The organism is Candidatus Palauibacter sp., from assembly GCF_965208055.1.
Classification (GTDB): Bacteria; Gemmatimonadota; Gemmatimonadetes; order Palauibacterales; family Palauibacteraceae; genus Palauibacter.
Genome location: NZ_CBDBNY010000004.1, coordinates 3,216,551 through 3,231,760 on the forward strand (window position 1 = coordinate 3,216,551; position 15,210 = coordinate 3,231,760).

10 protein-coding genes and 1 pseudogene are annotated in these 15,210 nt (G+C 70.2%); 4 read left to right on the forward strand and 7 right to left on the reverse strand.

The annotated features are described in order from the left end of the window. Positions 1 to 89 precede the first annotated feature (89 nt). Positions 90 to 539, forward strand: coding sequence for a hypothetical protein (locus tag ACOGXI_RS14165; RefSeq protein ID WP_419939476.1), 450 nt, complete (start codon positions 90 to 92; stop codon positions 537 to 539). On the opposite strand, the gene hisD is transcribed toward ACOGXI_RS14165, so the two are convergent. The 6 genes and pseudogenes from hisD to hisG form a co-directional block, all read right to left on the reverse strand. Further along, entirely contained in the window at positions 490 to 3,087 is a 2,598-nt protein-coding gene (gene hisD / locus ACOGXI_RS14170; protein ID WP_419939477.1) for a histidinol dehydrogenase, read from the reverse strand. The genes ACOGXI_RS14165 and hisD overlap by 50 nt on opposite strands. Beyond that, the gene (gene hisF, locus ACOGXI_RS14175; RefSeq protein WP_419939478.1) at positions 3,084 to 3,851 is read right to left on the reverse strand and encodes an imidazole glycerol phosphate synthase subunit HisF; all 768 of its coding nucleotides are present in this window, start codon (positions 3,849 to 3,851) and stop codon (positions 3,084 to 3,086) included. Before hisF ends, hisD begins: the two co-directional genes overlap by 4 nt. Beyond that, on the reverse strand, positions 3,845 to 4,528 hold the full coding sequence (gene hisH / locus ACOGXI_RS14180) for an imidazole glycerol phosphate synthase subunit HisH (RefSeq protein ID WP_419939479.1): 684 nt from the start codon (positions 4,526 to 4,528) through the stop codon (positions 3,845 to 3,847). The genes hisF and hisH overlap by 7 nt, the downstream gene beginning before the upstream one ends. 83 nt (positions 4,529 to 4,611) lie before the next feature. Continuing rightward, positions 4,612 to 5,226, reverse strand: a pseudogene (gene hisB, locus ACOGXI_RS14185) (imidazoleglycerol-phosphate dehydratase HisB); the annotation flags it as partial. 10 nt (positions 5,227 to 5,236) lie between these two features. Beyond that, the gene (locus ACOGXI_RS14190) at positions 5,237 to 6,253 is read right to left on the reverse strand and encodes a pyridoxal phosphate-dependent aminotransferase (protein ID WP_419939480.1); all 1,017 of its coding nucleotides are present in this window, start codon (positions 6,251 to 6,253) and stop codon (positions 5,237 to 5,239) included. Then, positions 6,250 to 7,116, reverse strand: coding sequence for an ATP phosphoribosyltransferase (gene hisG, locus ACOGXI_RS14195; RefSeq protein WP_419939481.1), 867 nt, complete (start codon positions 7,114 to 7,116; stop codon positions 6,250 to 6,252). Before hisG ends, ACOGXI_RS14190 begins: the two co-directional genes overlap by 4 nt. A gap of 298 nt (positions 7,117 to 7,414) precedes the next feature. Here hisG and ACOGXI_RS14200 point away from each other — a divergent pair, with 298 nt between their 5' ends. Both ACOGXI_RS14200 and ACOGXI_RS14205 read left to right on the forward strand, forming a co-directional pair. Further along, the gene (locus ACOGXI_RS14200) at positions 7,415 to 8,416 is read left to right on the forward strand and encodes a threonine/serine dehydratase (protein WP_419939482.1); all 1,002 of its coding nucleotides are present in this window, start codon (positions 7,415 to 7,417) and stop codon (positions 8,414 to 8,416) included. 167 nt (positions 8,417 to 8,583) lie between these two features. Next, positions 8,584 to 9,690 carry an ABC transporter substrate-binding protein gene (locus ACOGXI_RS14205; protein ID WP_419939483.1) on the forward strand — a complete coding sequence of 369 codons (1,107 nt, stop codon included), beginning with the start codon at positions 8,584 to 8,586 and terminating at the stop codon, positions 9,688 to 9,690. A gap of 64 nt (positions 9,691 to 9,754) precedes the next feature. Here the strand turns inward: ACOGXI_RS14205 and ACOGXI_RS14210 are convergent, their stop codons facing one another. Further along, on the reverse strand, positions 9,755 to 12,139 hold the full coding sequence (locus ACOGXI_RS14210) for a TonB-dependent receptor (RefSeq protein WP_419939484.1): 2,385 nt from the start codon (positions 12,137 to 12,139) through the stop codon (positions 9,755 to 9,757). 132 nt (positions 12,140 to 12,271) lie between these two features. Here ACOGXI_RS14210 and ACOGXI_RS14215 point away from each other — a divergent pair, with 132 nt between their 5' ends. Further along, complete coding sequence (locus ACOGXI_RS14215; RefSeq protein ID WP_419939485.1) at positions 12,272 to 14,761, forward strand: transglycosylase domain-containing protein; 2,490 nt, start codon at positions 12,272 to 12,274, stop codon at positions 14,759 to 14,761. The last annotated feature ends 449 nt before the right edge of the window (positions 14,762 to 15,210 follow it).

Here is a 15,210-nt window from a genome sequence, read left to right on the forward strand (position 1 = left end):
CGATGTTGATCTGTGGTGACTGTTCGCTACGCGAGGGTTACACGAAAGCCGCGAGGTTTATTTCGCGGATCAAGGAATCGAGAGACAGGATGGACGAGTTCCCGGTCAGAGCAACCCTGCAACCCGAGATCGTGCCCTCCCGCTGGACGCTCATCCGCGACGTGGCCGTCTTCCAGCTGAAACTGGTCCTCGATGGCCTGAGGGATGCGTTGCTGCTGCCGATCTCGCTCTTCGTCGCCCTCCTCGACGTACTCGGAGTCGGGCCCCGGGCGGGCCGGCAGTTCTACGAGCTGCTGGAGTGGGGGCGCCGGACGGAGTACTGGATCAACCTGTTCGGCGCCACGGACCATGTCCGCGCTCCGTTGTCGTCCCCGCGGCCCGGGGTCGATACGCTCGTCGACCGCCTGGAGCGGCTGGCGGTGCAGGAGTATGAGCGGGGCGGGATCACGGCTTCGACGAAGGATGCCGTGGACCGCGCCCTCGACCACCTTACGAAGCGCGGGCCCTCCGACCGCGATCTCTCCGGCCCCTCGCCGTGAGCCGAACTTCCGCCGAGCGCGCGTGCGCTTCGAGTCCCTCCAGCCGGGCGAGCGCGGCGGTGTCGCGCAGCAGGTCCTCGTAGGCGTCATCTTCGGACGATAGCGACAGCCACGTCGGTCGACGCAGGAACGAGAACACCGACAGTCCCGAGTCGAACGCCGCCGCGCCCGATGTGGGAAGTGTGTGGTTCGGTCCGGCTCCGTAGTCGCCGGCAGACTCGGGCGTGGCCGCTCCCAGGAAGAGCGATCCGTAGCGGTGAACGCCGGGGGCGAGCGCCTCGGCTCGCGCTCCGTGCAGGTGCAGGTGCTCCGGCGCCACGGCGTCGCAGATGGCGGCGGCCTCGTCGGGGCCGGCCGCGAGGAGGGCGCCGCCGGCCGCCAGGGCCTGGCGCGCGATCGGTGCGGTCGGCAGCGTGGCCAACTGCCGCCCGGCCTCTTCGCGCACGGCCTCGATGGTCGCTTCGTCGAAGGCGCACAGTAGCGGAACGGCGTCGGGGTCGTGCTCGGCCTGGGCGAGCAGGTCGGCCGCGACGCGCCCCGGCGCCGCATCCGGCGAGGCGACGACGAGCAGCTCGGATGGGCCGGCGATGGTGTCGAGGCCGACCCGACCGTAGAGAAGACGCTTGGCCGCGGTGACGAATCGGTTGCCGGGTCCCACGATCTTCTCGCAGCGGGAGACGCCTCCGACGCCGAAGGCGAGCGCGCCGATCGCCTGCGCGCCGCCGATGGCGAGCAGGCCGTCCGCGCCGGCCATGAACGCCGCGGCCCGGACCGCGGCAGTCGGGCGCGGCGATGCCGCCCACACGCCGTCCACGCCCGCCACCCTCGCCGGGATGACGGTCATGAGCACCGAGGACGGGAGGGGGAAGCGGCCCCCGGGCGCGTAACAGCCCGCCGCTCCGACGGGTACGAGCCGATGCCCGCCGCGGCCGCCCGCGACCGGCGTATCGAGGTCGGTCGCGGATGCCCGCTGGGCCTCCGCGAACGCGCGGACCCGGTCTGCCGCGCGGTCCAGCAGTTCACGGTCGTCGGGGCCGAGTGTCTCTGTCGCGCGCTCGAGAGCGGATCGGTCGAGGAGCAGGTCGTCGCCCGGCTCGAGGTCGCCGAGCCGCTCGGCATGCTCGCGGAGCGCCGGCTCTCCGCGCCGCTCGACATCGTCCAGGATCGTCCGCGCGACCTCGAGGGCTGCCGGGTCGAGCGCCGGCGAGCGCACCGCCCGCACGGCTTCCTCGAGGCCGACCGGCGGCAGGATCCCGCCCGCAACCGTCGCGGCGGGGGCCGCAGCCGTCCGACCGGTCGGCCCTCCCGGCGGCCTCGGAGCTCGACGACGCACCTTGAGGGCGCGCCGCTCGAGTTCGAGGCGCACGTCGTCGAGGGAGCCGCCGGCCTTCACGAGGCGCGTGAGCGCGAAGTAGTACAGGTCCGCGAACTCCGCCACCGCGTCGGCCTTCGACCCGGCTTCCGCCAGTTCATGCGCTTCCTCGACGAGTTTCCCCCGCAACAGTTCCGGATCTCCGGCGAGTCGCGCGGTGAGCGACCCCGGCTCCGGATCGGCGAGTCGCTCGCGGAGACGGGTCTCGAGATCGGGCGCATCGTCGAAGCAGGTCGGGGCGCCCGTGTGACAGAAGCCGGTCCCGCGCTGTCGCACCGTGAAGCGCAGCGTGTCGCGGTCACAGTCCGCCGCCACGCGGACGAGTTCCTGCGTGGCGCCGGAGGTCTCACCCTTCCTCCAGAGTCCCCGTGATCGGCTCTGGTAGACGCCGCGCCGTTCGCTGACGGCGGTGCGCAGGCTCTCCGCGTTCGACCAGGCCAGCCCGAGCGCGCGCCCGGCCGTGTCCTCGACCAGCGTCGCCCACAGCCCGTCGGCCCGGTCGGACCGCAGCGGAGCCGAGATGGCGTCCGCCAGGTCCATGCGCCCGCTGTAGATCGCCATCCCCACCTGCGCGTCCGCGCCCATTCGGTCCAGTGCCGCGATCTCCGAAACCTCGCGGACTCCCCCCGCCACCGTAACGCGCGCGGATCCCGCGGCGCCGACGAGGGCGGATACGCGATCCAGCGGGATTCCGCCCAGCGTGCCCTCCACCTCCACGAAGGTGACCAGGTAGCCGTCCGCGAGGCCATCGAGTTCCTCCATCCGCCCGATGACGTCGCGGCCCGTACCGCGCTGCCAACCCTCCACGACGACCTCGCCATCACGGGCGTCCAGCGCCGCGATCACCCGTTCCGCGGGAAGTCCGTCCAGGACTTCGGGACTCGCCGCCGTGCCCAGGATCACGCGGCGCGCACCCGCGTCGAGCCAGTCGAGCGCCGCCTCGCGGGACCGAATGCCGCCGCCCACGCGACAGGGAGCGAGCGGGAGCAGTTCCCGGATGAGGGCGGCGTTGTCTCCACGGCCGAGCGCCGCGTCGAGATCGATGACCGCGACTTCCCCCGCGACCGCGAACCTCTCGGCCAGGGGCCGCGGGTCGCCGGCATCGATTTCCAGCGTGGAGCCCTGCCGAAGCTGCACGGCCCGGCCCCCCATGAGATCGATGGATGGGATGATCATCGACGCACCGCGACCCCGAGCTGCTGCAGTCGATCCTTGAGTCTGCCGATCGACCAGTCGCCCTGGTGGAAGATCGACGCCGCGAGCACGGCGTCGGCCCCGGCCTCGACCGCCGCGCACATGTGACCCGCATGGGCGCCCCCGCCGGAAGCCACGATCGGCAGCGGCACTGCCTCGCGGATCACGCCGATCAGGGCCAGGTCGTAGCCGCTCCGCGTACCGTCGCGGTCGAAGCTCGTGAGGAGGATCTCGCCCGCGCCGAGTGCCGCCGCGCGGCGACTCCAATCCGCGGCATCGAAGCCGGTGCGTTGCCCTCCCGAGTGCGTCAGAACCTCGAAACCGCTCGGACACGCCTCGTCCGAGGTCGCGCCGGCGTCCAGCGCCAGCACGACGCACTGGGCCCCGAAACGAGTCGCGATCTCCGACAGGACTTCCGGTCGCTCGACCGCCGCCGTGTTGACCGCGACCCGGTCCGCCCCCGCCTCCAGCAGAGCGCCCGCGTCCTCCGCCGTCCGCACGCCGCCGCCGACCGTGAGCGGAATCGAGATCTCATCGCGAACGCGGCCGACCGTCTCGAACCGAGCCACCCTTCCCTCCGCCGTGGCCGAGACATCCAGGATCACGAGTTCGTCCGCCCCTTCGCGCTCGTAGCGTCGGGCGAGCCGGGCGGGGTCGCCCTGATCTTCGAGGTTGTCGAAACGGACGCCCTTCACGACCCTGCCGTCCCTCACATCCAGGCACGGAATGACCCGAACGTTCAGCATGCCGCCGCGAGCGTGGGCCGTTCCACGCGCCGTTCGAACTCGGCTGCCGCGCCCGGCGCCTCTGCGAGCCATCGCTTCAGCAGGCCGGCGCCGACCTTCCCCGACAGCTCCGGGTGGAACTGGCAGGCGAGGACTCCGCCGCGCTCCAGTCCCGCCACGAACCGGCTTCCGTGCCGCCCCATCGCGGCGGTCCAGCCGGCGGGCCCCGCTTCGAGCCCGTAGGAGTTGGCGAAATAGACGATGGATGACCTCAGGAACGTGGTCCCGGCCGGGGCACCGAGACGGTTCCAACCCAACTGGGGAACCCGGCAGTTCTCCGCCAATCGGACCACGCGGCCCGGCACACACCCAAGACCGGCGGTGCCCGGAGCTTCCTCGCTCTCCTGGCACAGGAGTTGAAGCCCGAGACAGATGGCGAGCGTCGGCCGTCCCTCCGTCACGCGCCGGCGGACGGCCTCCGCCCATCCACGCCGGCGAAGTTCCGCCATGCCTCCGGCGAAAGACCCCACGCCGGGGAGGATGACGTAATCGGCGCTCGAGATCCCGGCCGCGGAATCCAGCAGCCGCGGGGTTCTTCCCAACCGCCGGAAAGCGGCCGCCACCGCCTCGAGGTTCGCCACGCCCGTCGGGACGATCCCCACATCGTCCGGGCCCGTCGCCACGCGCGCGGCGCTCATCGGGACACCGTCTCGAGGGCCCCGGCCCCCGCGTCCTCTTCCACGTCCTCTTCCACGTCGGCCGCGGGCAACTCGCCCGATCCGAGCACTCCCTTCGTGCTCGGGACTCCGGCCGCGGAGCGTTCCGCCACCGCTTCGGCGAGGGCGAGCCCGAAGGCCTTGAAGGCGGCCTCCGCGCGATGGTGGTCGTTATCGCCGCGGATGACATCCAGGTGAAGCGTCAGGCCTCCCGCCGTGGCGAGCGAGGCGAAGAAATGGGTGAGATTTTCGGTCGCGACGGCCCCCAGCATCTCGCGCCGGAGGCCGAGGTCCACCTTGGCGAAGGGGCGTCCGGAGAGGTCCACGACCGCCCGGGCCAGCGCCTCGTCGAGAGGCGCGTAGGCGTACCCGAAGCGGCGAATCCCCTCCCGGTCCCCGAGCGCGTCGCGGATGACCGAACCGAATACGAGCCCGCAATCTTCCACTGTGTGGTGATCATCGATGTCGAGGTCGCCCTGAGCGCGCAGGTCCAGCGTCATGCCGCCGTGAAAGACCGCGGCGCCGATCATGTGATCGAGAAACGCCAGCCCCGTATCGATGCGGCTGCGTCCCCGCCGGTTCAGGTCCAGCCGGGCTTCGATGCGGGTCTCGAGCGTTCGGCGCGACCGTTCTCCCACCCGCCGGGTGGCCGAGCGACCCTCTCTGGAGTCCGCGTTCATGGAATCCCCTTCACGAGATGTGTCCAAGCGTCGTGTCGAGCACACGGAGGACGCGGCGGAACGTCGCCTCGTCCCCCGGAAGCGTGATCCGGGCAAGGTCCGGGAGGTTCGGAAAGCGTCGGATGGCGATGCCCCGCTGCCGAAAGCGGCGGTACAGCGCAACCGCCCGATCCGTGGATGCGAGCACGAAGTTCGCCTGCGACTCGAAGGGCGCCGCCCCTGCCGCGAACAGCGCCGAGACAAGCTCCTCGCGCTCGCGGCGCACGGCGGCCACGTACGTCCCCGTGACCCGGTCGCCCAACGCCAGCGCCCGTTCCGCCAACCAGATGGAGGGGGCCGAGAGCGGGAAGGGCGCACCGCAGGCCCGCAGCTCCGCGATGACCGCCGGCCGGCCCAACGCGAAACCCACGCGAAGCCCGGCGAGGCCCCAGGCCTTGGACAGCGTCCGTACGACCAGAATGTTGTCGTGCTGCAGCAGTTCGGGTGTCGGGTCGCGGTCGGCGAACTCGACATACGCGAGATCCGCGAGCAACATCGCCTTCGCCGGCAGGCGGTCGGCGATGGTCAGGACCCGCCCGACCGGGACCGCCTTTCCCGTGGGGTTGTGCGGGGAGATCACGGTGACCAGCCCCGTCCGTTCCCCGAGTCGATCGAGTATGGGTTCAAGAGGAGCGGGGTCGTTCAGCGACGGTATCGACCGCACCCGCCCGCCCGCGAGCGCCGCGAACATCGGCACCATCTCGAACGTCGGAGCCACCGTGATCAGTTCCCGGCCTCCGGCGAGACAGCGGCGGCAGGCGCGGTCGATCGCGTCGTCCGCCCCCGCCGTGACGAGCACCCGATCCGGCTCGATCCCCATGGCTTCAGCCAGTCGTCGCTCCAGCCTCGAGGCATCCGGATAGCGCGTCAGCGTGCTCGCCGGAACCTTCGGGAGGAGACGGACGAGTTCCGGCGCCGGAAACAGGCGCTCGTTGTGATCGAGCCGGAGCCGTTCGCCCGGTCGCGCGGCCACCGCCATTCCGTTCATGCGACGATCTGTCCCGGCGTCGTCACGACGAGATCGGTGCCGCCGCGCGCCTTCACGCGGGGGATCAGGCCCGGAAGGGCTTCGCGCAGCACTGCGACCCGGATGGCGTACCCCTCTTCGCCGTGCAGACGCGAAACGGTCGGCTTGCGCATGCAGGGAAGCACGGCCACCAGGTCGTCCAGTCGCACCGCATCCACGTTGACTTCGAGCATGACCCGCTGCCGGGCTTCCACGACCGACTTCAGCACCACGACCAGGTCGTCGATTCGCTCGCGGTGCCGCGGATCCTCGAGCGCCCGCGGGTTCGCGTAGAGGCGAGTCGATGAGGTCATGAGTTCGTCGACGATCTCGAGCCCGTTGGCGTCGAGCGTCGCGCCCGTCGCGGTGTTGTCGACGATCACGTCGGCGTCCTCCGGCGGAAACACCTCCGTCGCGCCGTACGATCGCACGAGCGTCGCATCGAGGCCCCGGGTTTCGATCCAGCGCGAGGCAAGCCGCGTGTATTCGGACGCTATCGTGAGGTGGCGGCCGGCGGCGTGCAGTCCCACCCGGGCGACCGGGGTCGGAGCGGCGGCCACGACGCGCACCGGGTCGAGCCCGGTGTCCAGCAGCTCGACGAGCGATCCGTTCAGTTCCGCCACCCAGTCGGCCCCCGCGAACCCCAGGTCGCGAGATCCCGCATGCAGCATCTCCACGACGTTCTGCGGCTTGAGCAACTTGGCGCCGAAGCCGGGGACCGAGATGACCGGACGGTAGCGGCGCTCTCCGAGATCCACCCGCACGCCGCCGGCGGTCAGCAGTTCGAGCACGCCGGACTGCATCCGACCCTTGGGCAGGGCGAGTCTTGTCGTCTTGTGATTCATGTCGTGGGCTGTCGTGGACTCTGGAGGCCGACACCGACGGGGAGGCAGCGACAAAAAAAGCCGGCCACCCCGGGCCGGCATCGATCGTTCGCAACCTGTGTTCAGGAAACAGCTAGACGATCACCGGCCTCCGCGCACGCGGTGGATAAAATAATGGCCGAAAAACGGATGGGTGTTCGTCATGGGCGCGGAGGATCGCATCGCGCCGTTAGCTTGTCAAGCCGGCGACCCGGCGCGCCCCCGCGGCGTCGACCGGCTGCCGGACCCAGGACAGCTCCACCTCAACCCCGGGGAAACCATGACCGAACCTCCGGCCTCCGGCACCCGGCCCCTGACGCCGACCGAGAGCCGCGAGACACGCGCGCGCGTCGCGCCGTGGATCGAACGCACGCCCGTACGACGCTGGGTTCCCGATCGCGACGTCGCTTCTCTGCCCGAAGGAATCGAGCTTTTTCTCAAGCTGGAACTCTTCCAGCGCACAGGTTCCTACAAGGTCCGGGGCGCCCTGAACAACGTCCTCTGCGCGGAGGCGGAGACGCTGCGCCGAGGCGTCACGGCCGTGAGCGCCGGGAACCACGCCATTTCCGTGGCGTACGCCGCCCGTGCCGCCGGTACGACCGCCAGGGTCGTCATGCTGTCATCCGCCAATCCCGCCCGCGTCGCGCGCTGCCGGAACTTCGGGGCGGAAATCGAGTTCGCGGACGACGGGGCGGCCGGCTTCGCGCGCATGGAGGAGATTGCCCGGCAGGAGGGCCGGCTCGGGATCCATCCGTTCGAGGGCGAGGCGACCGTTTCCGGCACTTCGACCGTGGGTCTCGAGGTCGCGGAACAACTTCCCGACCTCGATGCACTCGTCGTTCCCGTCGGGGGCGGAGGCCTCATCTCCGGCACGTCGAGCATCGTGAAACAGCTTGCGCCCGCGTGCCGGGTCTACGGAGTGGAACCCGTCGGCGCCGCCTCCATGCGACGCAGCCTCGATGCGGGCGAGCCGGTGGCCCTCGATCGCATCGACACGATCGCGGACAGCCTCGGCGCACCCCACGCCGCGCCGTACAGCTTCGGCCTCGTGCAGCGCTATGTGGACGACGTCGTGCTCGTCGATGACGACGCGATTCGCGCCGCCCTGAAGGCGTTGTTCCTCGACGCGAAGCTGGTCGCCGAACCCGCCTCCGCCGCACCGCTGGCCGCCGTGTGCGGCCCCCTCCGGGAGAGGCTGGAAGGTTGTCGCGTCGGCCTCGTCCTTTCCGGGTCGAACATCGATCTCGACACGTTCTCCGCGCACATCCGGGCAAGCAGGTGATGCCCCGCCTCGGCGTCGGCCCGGCCTGAGCCACCCGCGCCTCCGGCACTCGCGGCCGTCGTCCCGGACCGGGCCAGCTACTACAATCAGGTGCGCCGGCACTCCTCGGAGACCGGCCGCCCCTGAGAATCATCGGAGCTTTCTGCCGCGAGGACTGGAGAAACGGAATGAGAGCAGGAGTCGTGAGACGTTTTCCGGCGGTGACCACCATGGGGCTCGCTGCGCTCCTTTCCGGCATCCCGCTCCTCCCCGTCGCCGGGCAGTCGATCACCGTCGTGTCCTGGGGCGGCTCCTACGGCCGCGCCGTCAACGAGGGCGCCAACATTCCCTTCACCGAAGCGACCGGCATCCGCATCAGCGTGGAGGACTACAACGGCGGCCTGGCCCAGATACGGGCCCAGGTGGACATCGGCAACGTCCATTGGGATGTGGTCGACCTGGAGATCGCCGATGCCGTGCGCGGTTGCGACGAAGGGCTGCTCGAGCTGATAGACATCGACGATCTGCCTCCCGGACCCGACGGCACCCCCGCGGCCGACGACTTCGTGGCCGAGAGCCAGACGGAGTGCGGCGTGGGCAATCTGTACTGGTCGACCGTGTACGCGTACAACAGCAGGGATTTCCCGGGCGAAAAGCCCACGACGATGGCCGATTTCTTCGACCTGGAGAGGTTCCCGGGTCGCCGCGGGATGCGGCGCGTGCCGCAGGTCAACCTGGAGTTTGCCCTGATCGCCGATGGCGTGCCGCTTGATGAGGTGTACGCCACGCTGGGAACCCCGGAGGGCCTGGACCGGGCCTTTGCCAAGCTCGAAACGATCAAGGACGAGGTGGTCTGGTGGGAAGCCGGCGCTCAGCCACCGCAGATGCTGGCCGACAGGGAAGTGGTCATGAGCACGGCGTACAACGGCCGCATCTTCAATGCCCAGGTCCTGGAAAACCAGCCGCTCGTGATCGTGTGGGACGGGCAGTTGCTGGACGTGGGTCAGGTCGGGATCGTCGCGGGTACGCCCAGGCTGGAAGAAGCACTGAGATACGTGGCCTTCAGCACCAGCGCCGAGTCTCTGGCGCGGATCGGCCGCCGCATCTCCTACTCCCCGGCGCGTAGATCGGGCATGCCGCTGGTGACGACCCATGTCGTCGCGGGGGTCGACATGGCGCCCCACATGCCGGCCGGCGCGGGCAACGCGGATCGTGCGCTTCGTTATGACTGGGAGTTCTGGGTCGACTACCAGGACGAACTGAACGAGCGCTTCAGCGCCTGGCTGGCGCGCTAGAGGCGGCTGGCGCGCCGGAAGGCGATCGCGGGAGCACCGCGGCCGGTGTACGCGCGCTGGCGCGTCAGAACACCACGCGATAGCTGACGTTCAGCCCCCGCCCGGCCTCCGGCATGATTTCCTTCACCCGGGAGAGGTGGTTGCGGTACACGGTATTCCCGGCGTTGACGAGGCTCACGGTCAGGACGTTCAGGCGCCCGCCCAGCGTTAGCCGCACCCCTGCGGTGGCGTTGAAGACGGTGTACCCACGCGTCGGCGTCTCGAATTCGCCGACCCGGTCCTGCTCGTCCGCCATCTCGGCCTCCGCCCGGACATACCACGACGGCCGCTCGTACTTCAGGGCGACATGTCCCTTGAGCGGAGGAACGAGGGGCAGAGGCCGATCGGTCTCCTTGAGACTGCCATTCACCAATGAGGCCACTCCCTCCAGCGCCAGCCCCCGTCCGGCGTCAACGTCCACGCCGGCTTCGAAGCCGCTGAACACGGCGTCGTTGCCCCGGAACTGATAAATGGGGAGGCGCACGCGGCTCAGGCGGCCCGTGTCCTCCCCGTAGATGTGGTTCCTGATGTCGTTGTGGAAGCCGGTGACCTCGGCCCTCACCCGGTCGGACTCGAAGCGGAGGAAGACATCGAGCCCCCTCCCGACCTCGCTCTCCAGAGATGGGTTTCCGACTTCGAAGACGTAGGCCGCCAGATGGGGCCCCTCCGAATAGAGTTCGGGGACGTCGGGCGTGCGGACCGCCCGTGCGACGCTGGCGCCGAGCACCAGCCCCGAGGCGGACTTGTAAAGGACACCCAGGGACCCCGACAGGGAGTGGAATGTGCGGTCGCGAATCTCACCGATGTCCGAAACCCGATCTTCCGCCGGATCGGCCAGGGTCCAGTCGTAGCGTAGCCCCGACTCGATCAGGACGGAGCCCAGGTCGACCTCCTCGAGCAGGTACAGGGCCGCCTTTAACCGACGCGTGTCCGGCGTGTGCAGGGATCCCCCGTATCCGAAGTCCTCCCAGGACGCACGGCCGCCCATCGCACCCGCCGTAAACGGTCCCCACCTTTCATGCCGACCCAGGATGTCCGCGCTTGCGCGCTGTTGCTCGAAGAGCGTGCCCAGAATGTCCGATGCTTCGAGCTCGCGGTGCGTGTACCAGGTGTGCGTCGCGTCGAAGCGGAGGTTGTGGAAGGGTCCGACCGGCTCCTCGACCACGGTCCGGAACTTCGAGGAGACCCGCTCCATTTCGATGCGCACCCCTTCCTGGTGCCCACCCACGAAACCACCCGGGATGCCGTAGTAGTTGCGGTAGCCGCGGAAGGACCCCCCCAGGCGACCCCAATCGGCCACGTAGGCTGTCCCCGCCCCCCCGCTGAACAGTTCGCCGTCGGTGTTGAGAAGCGTGCCGACGGGGGTCTTCAGATCTCCCGCCGTCCGTGCGGCCACCTCCACCCGCAGCGGCACGCGCCCCGCGAGGGGGAACACGGCCGATGCGCTGCCCGCCAGCGAGCCGGTCGAGGTCTCCGTCTGCAGTGTCGCCGCGCCCGTCAGGCGGTGCGGCATGGCCGTCGGAATCTCATCGCGGATCACGTTGATGACCCCGCCCAGCGCGTTGCCCCCGTAGAGCAGCGCGCCCGGACCCCGCACAACCTCGATCCGCCGTGCCGAGGACGGATCGAGTGCGGTGGTGTGATCCGAGCCCGAGTTGGAGGCATCCCCGACCGCAGTTCCGTCCTCGAGCATCAGTACCCGATCGCCGCTCATTCCCCGGATCACCGGTTGCGCAACCGATGGACCCATCCTGGTGGCGGCCAGCCCCGGCATTGACGCCAATGTCCCCGCTACGGTCGCCGTCAGCTGGCGCTGCAAGTCGTCGCCCGCCATGACGCTGACCGGCCGGATCGCCTCGGCCGCGGTCCGCTCGCTGATCGTCGCCGTCACCACCAGGTCCGCCAGCCCAATGGGAGACGGCACCAACTCGATCACGATCTCCGCCGACTCCGCCACCGCTCGGCGTGCGCGCACGGTCCCCACGGTGACATCCACGGTGGCGCCCCGATACCCCAGGCGCTCGGCTCGAAGGGTGTACACGCCCGCGGCCATCCCGGTCAGGTGGAAGGTCCCGTCCCCGCGGGTCACCGCCCGGGTTTCCCTCCCGACCACCGATACGTGCGCTCCCGCCAGCGGTTGACCGGTACCCGCGTCGCGCACGTTGCCCTCGAACACATGCGCTTGCCCCGGCTCCTGCGCGGCGACCTGGGGCATCGCGAGTGTGGGAGCGACCGTAAGACACAAGACGAGCGCCAGCGGATGGCGTCGGATTCCGCCGACACACGCACGAGCCACCATGGACAGCTTCACGTCGGCTTCCACCTGCTCCCCGTCCGGGTTGACGACACGGTCCCTCGCGCCCCTGCGTTCCGGGGCGTGCGCAAGGGCCACAAACTGAATCGCGGGCACGGGACGTTAGGCTGGCGTTGCGGCTTCGGGCAACCTGGCGCAGCAGCGGAAACCCTTTGGTGCCCCCGGGGCGTCATAGACGGTGTGAGAGACAGCGGAAGGGCTCGGCGGAGGCTCCCGTCGAGAGGGAAGATGCGCAGGGGTCGGCGGCTCACGCTCCTGGCCGCGGCGATCCTCGCCACCGGCCTCGGCTATCTGGCCTTCGAGGCTCGCGTGGCACGCGAGTTCGAAGCGCTCGATGCCTCTTCCCCGGAGCGCATCCTCGCGCGACCGTGGACCCTCCGCGCCGGCGACCGGGTCGACCCCCGGCGCGTCATCGACCATCTGAAGAAGGTCGGCTACCGGTCGGTCTCCGGCAGTACGCCGCAAGCCGGAGAGTTCAGCGCACGCGGCCGCGATCTTCTCGTGGGCCGCCGCACGCTTCGCTTCGGAGCCTTCGTCGACCCCGGCGTGCGCGCGCGGGTGCGTTTCCGGAGCAGCTTCCGGAGCAGCCTCCAGAGCAGCCTTCAGAGCAATGCGCGCATCTCGGCGATTCGGGACGCCGATGGCAACGACATCGCCCACCTCCTGCTCGATCCGGAGGTGATCGGGGCGTCCCTCGGAGAGCGCAGCCGGGACCGGGTGCCCGTCCGGCTCGACGAGGCGCCGGAACACCTGCTCGACGCGTTGTTGACAGTGGAGGATCGTCGCTTCTACGAGCACGGCGCGCTGGATCCTCGCCGCATCGCCGGCGCCGCGCTCTCGAACCTCCGGCAGCGGCGGGTCGCCGAGGGGGGGAGCACGATCACTCAGCAACTCGCCCGCACGCTCTTCCTGTCGACGGACCGCACCGTGCTCCGAAAGCTGCGCGAGGCGGCGATCGCGGTGGCGCTGGAAAGACGTTTCTCCAAGCAGCGCCTGCTCGAGGCCTACGTGAACCATATCTATCTCGGGCAGCACCGGGGGACCGCCATCCACGGCTTCGGGCGCGCCGCGCAGTTCTACTTCGGCCGCGACATCTCGGAGTTGACGCTGGGCCAGTCGGCGATGCTGGTCGGGATTGTCAGGGGGCCGAGCGTGTACTCGCCCCATCGGCACCCGGAGCGCGCCCGGGCACGGCGCGACATGGTGCTGCGGCAGATGCACGCGGTCGGGCGCCTCGACGACGATCGGCGCGACGCCGCGCTCGAAGCCGATCCGGAGATTCGACGTCCTCCGGAACGGAACTTCGATGCTCGCTGGTACCTGGATTTCCTGAGGCGGGAGCTGGCGGCCGGCGATGCTTCGCTGGAACTGGGGGGTGGCGGTCGAACGGTGCTTTCTTCGCTCGCACCGGAGCTTCAGCGCGCTGCCGAGACCGCGGTGTCGAACGGGATCCTCAGCATGGAGCGTCGGCGTCCCCGCTTGAAGGAGCAGTCCGGCCCGCTCCAGGCGGCGCTGGTCGCCCTCGACCCGCGGACCGGCGACATCCTGGCGATGGTCGGCGGTCGCTCGTACGGCACCTCGCAGTTCAATCGCGCAGTGGACGCCCGCCGTCAGCCGGGAAGCGCCTTCAAGCCGGTCGTGGCGCTGGCCGCCCTGGCGCCGGAAGCAGAGCCTTCTTTCACCCTGGCTTCCATGCTGAGGGACGAACCGCTCGCACTCGACACGCCCGCCGGCGTGTGGAAGCCGGCGAACGCCGACCGCGCGTTCCTCGGCCCCATCAAGCTGCGCGAGGCGCTCGAGGGGTCTCGCAACGTGCCCTTCGCCCGCCTCGGCCTGGCGGTCGGTCCCGACAGGATCATCGAGACGGCGCGCCGGCTGGGCATTGGGAGCCCCCTCGCGCCATATCCGAGCCTGGCGCTGGGCGCCTCCGAGGTCACGCTGCTCGAATTGACGGCGGCCTATGCGGTGCTGGCGGCGGAGGGCCGGCGCACTCGGCCGGCCTCGGCGCTAACGGTGCTCGACCGCGGCGGTACCGCGCGCCGGGAGACCACGGCCCCCCGCGAGTCGGTCGTCAGTCCGGCGGAGGCGTACCTGATCACGTCCGCGCTCAGGGGCGTCGTCGAACACGGGACCGGGAGCGGCGTCCGTGCCGCGGGGTATCGGGGTCCGCTGGCGGCGAAGTCCGGGACGACGAACGACTCCCGCGATGCTTGGTTCATCGGCTACACGCCGGAACTGGCGGTCGGCGTATGGGTGGGATTCGACGACGGGACGCCGGTCGGTCTCCCCGGCTCCCGGGCCGCGCTCCCGATCTTTGCCGATTTCATGATCCGCGTTCTGGGACCGCGGGGCGGTCGGGACTTCCGCTTCCCCGCGGGAGTGGAATGGGTCGATGTCGAGCCCGCGACCGGACGGCGCGCCGGGTGGGGGTGTCGAGGCGAGCCCGAACTGTTCCTCGCCGGCACGGCGCCCGACGCCTACTGCGGCTACGGCCCCGAACCGTGGCGCCGACGTACGCTGTCTCCCGAGTCGCCGGCGACCGGCGACGACCCCGGATCCTTCAGACGTGGGCGTGTCCGGGTCGGTGCTGATGGTCGCGGCGGCCCTGATGCAGGACGACGTGCAGCAACGAGCCGCTCACGAACGCCTGATACATCTCGAGGACCGAGTGGTCGTCCGGCAGCAGTTCCGTCCCCGCGAGCGCCCCGATCACCGTAGCCACGATGATCGCGGCCACCCCGATCAGGGCGCCCCGCACGCCGTGCCGGGGTTCGAGCAGCCACCATATGAGCAGTCCGACCGCGACGCGGTGAAGGACGAGGGCGTACGTGAAGGGTGTGCTCGAGGGCCCGACCAGCAGGGCGCCGCCCTCGAGGAGGGCGTGCAGCACCATCGATAGCACGCCGAGCAGGATCGTCGCGTTGTCCGCGTGCCGCGCAAGGGTCTCGGAGAGTCTCTCAAGCAGGTAGAGGAGACCGACGCCGGCGCCGACGGCGAGGAGGGGTGCGATCCGACGCTCGAGCCAAACGTGGGGAAGCACCTGCCACGCGATGAGGAGCGGCAGCGCAACGAAGACGATCGTGTCGATGAGCCGCATCGTGCGCGGCCTTCGATGCAGCACAACGTACAGAACGGCGCCGATGGCCGGCGCCACGAGCACTGCGATC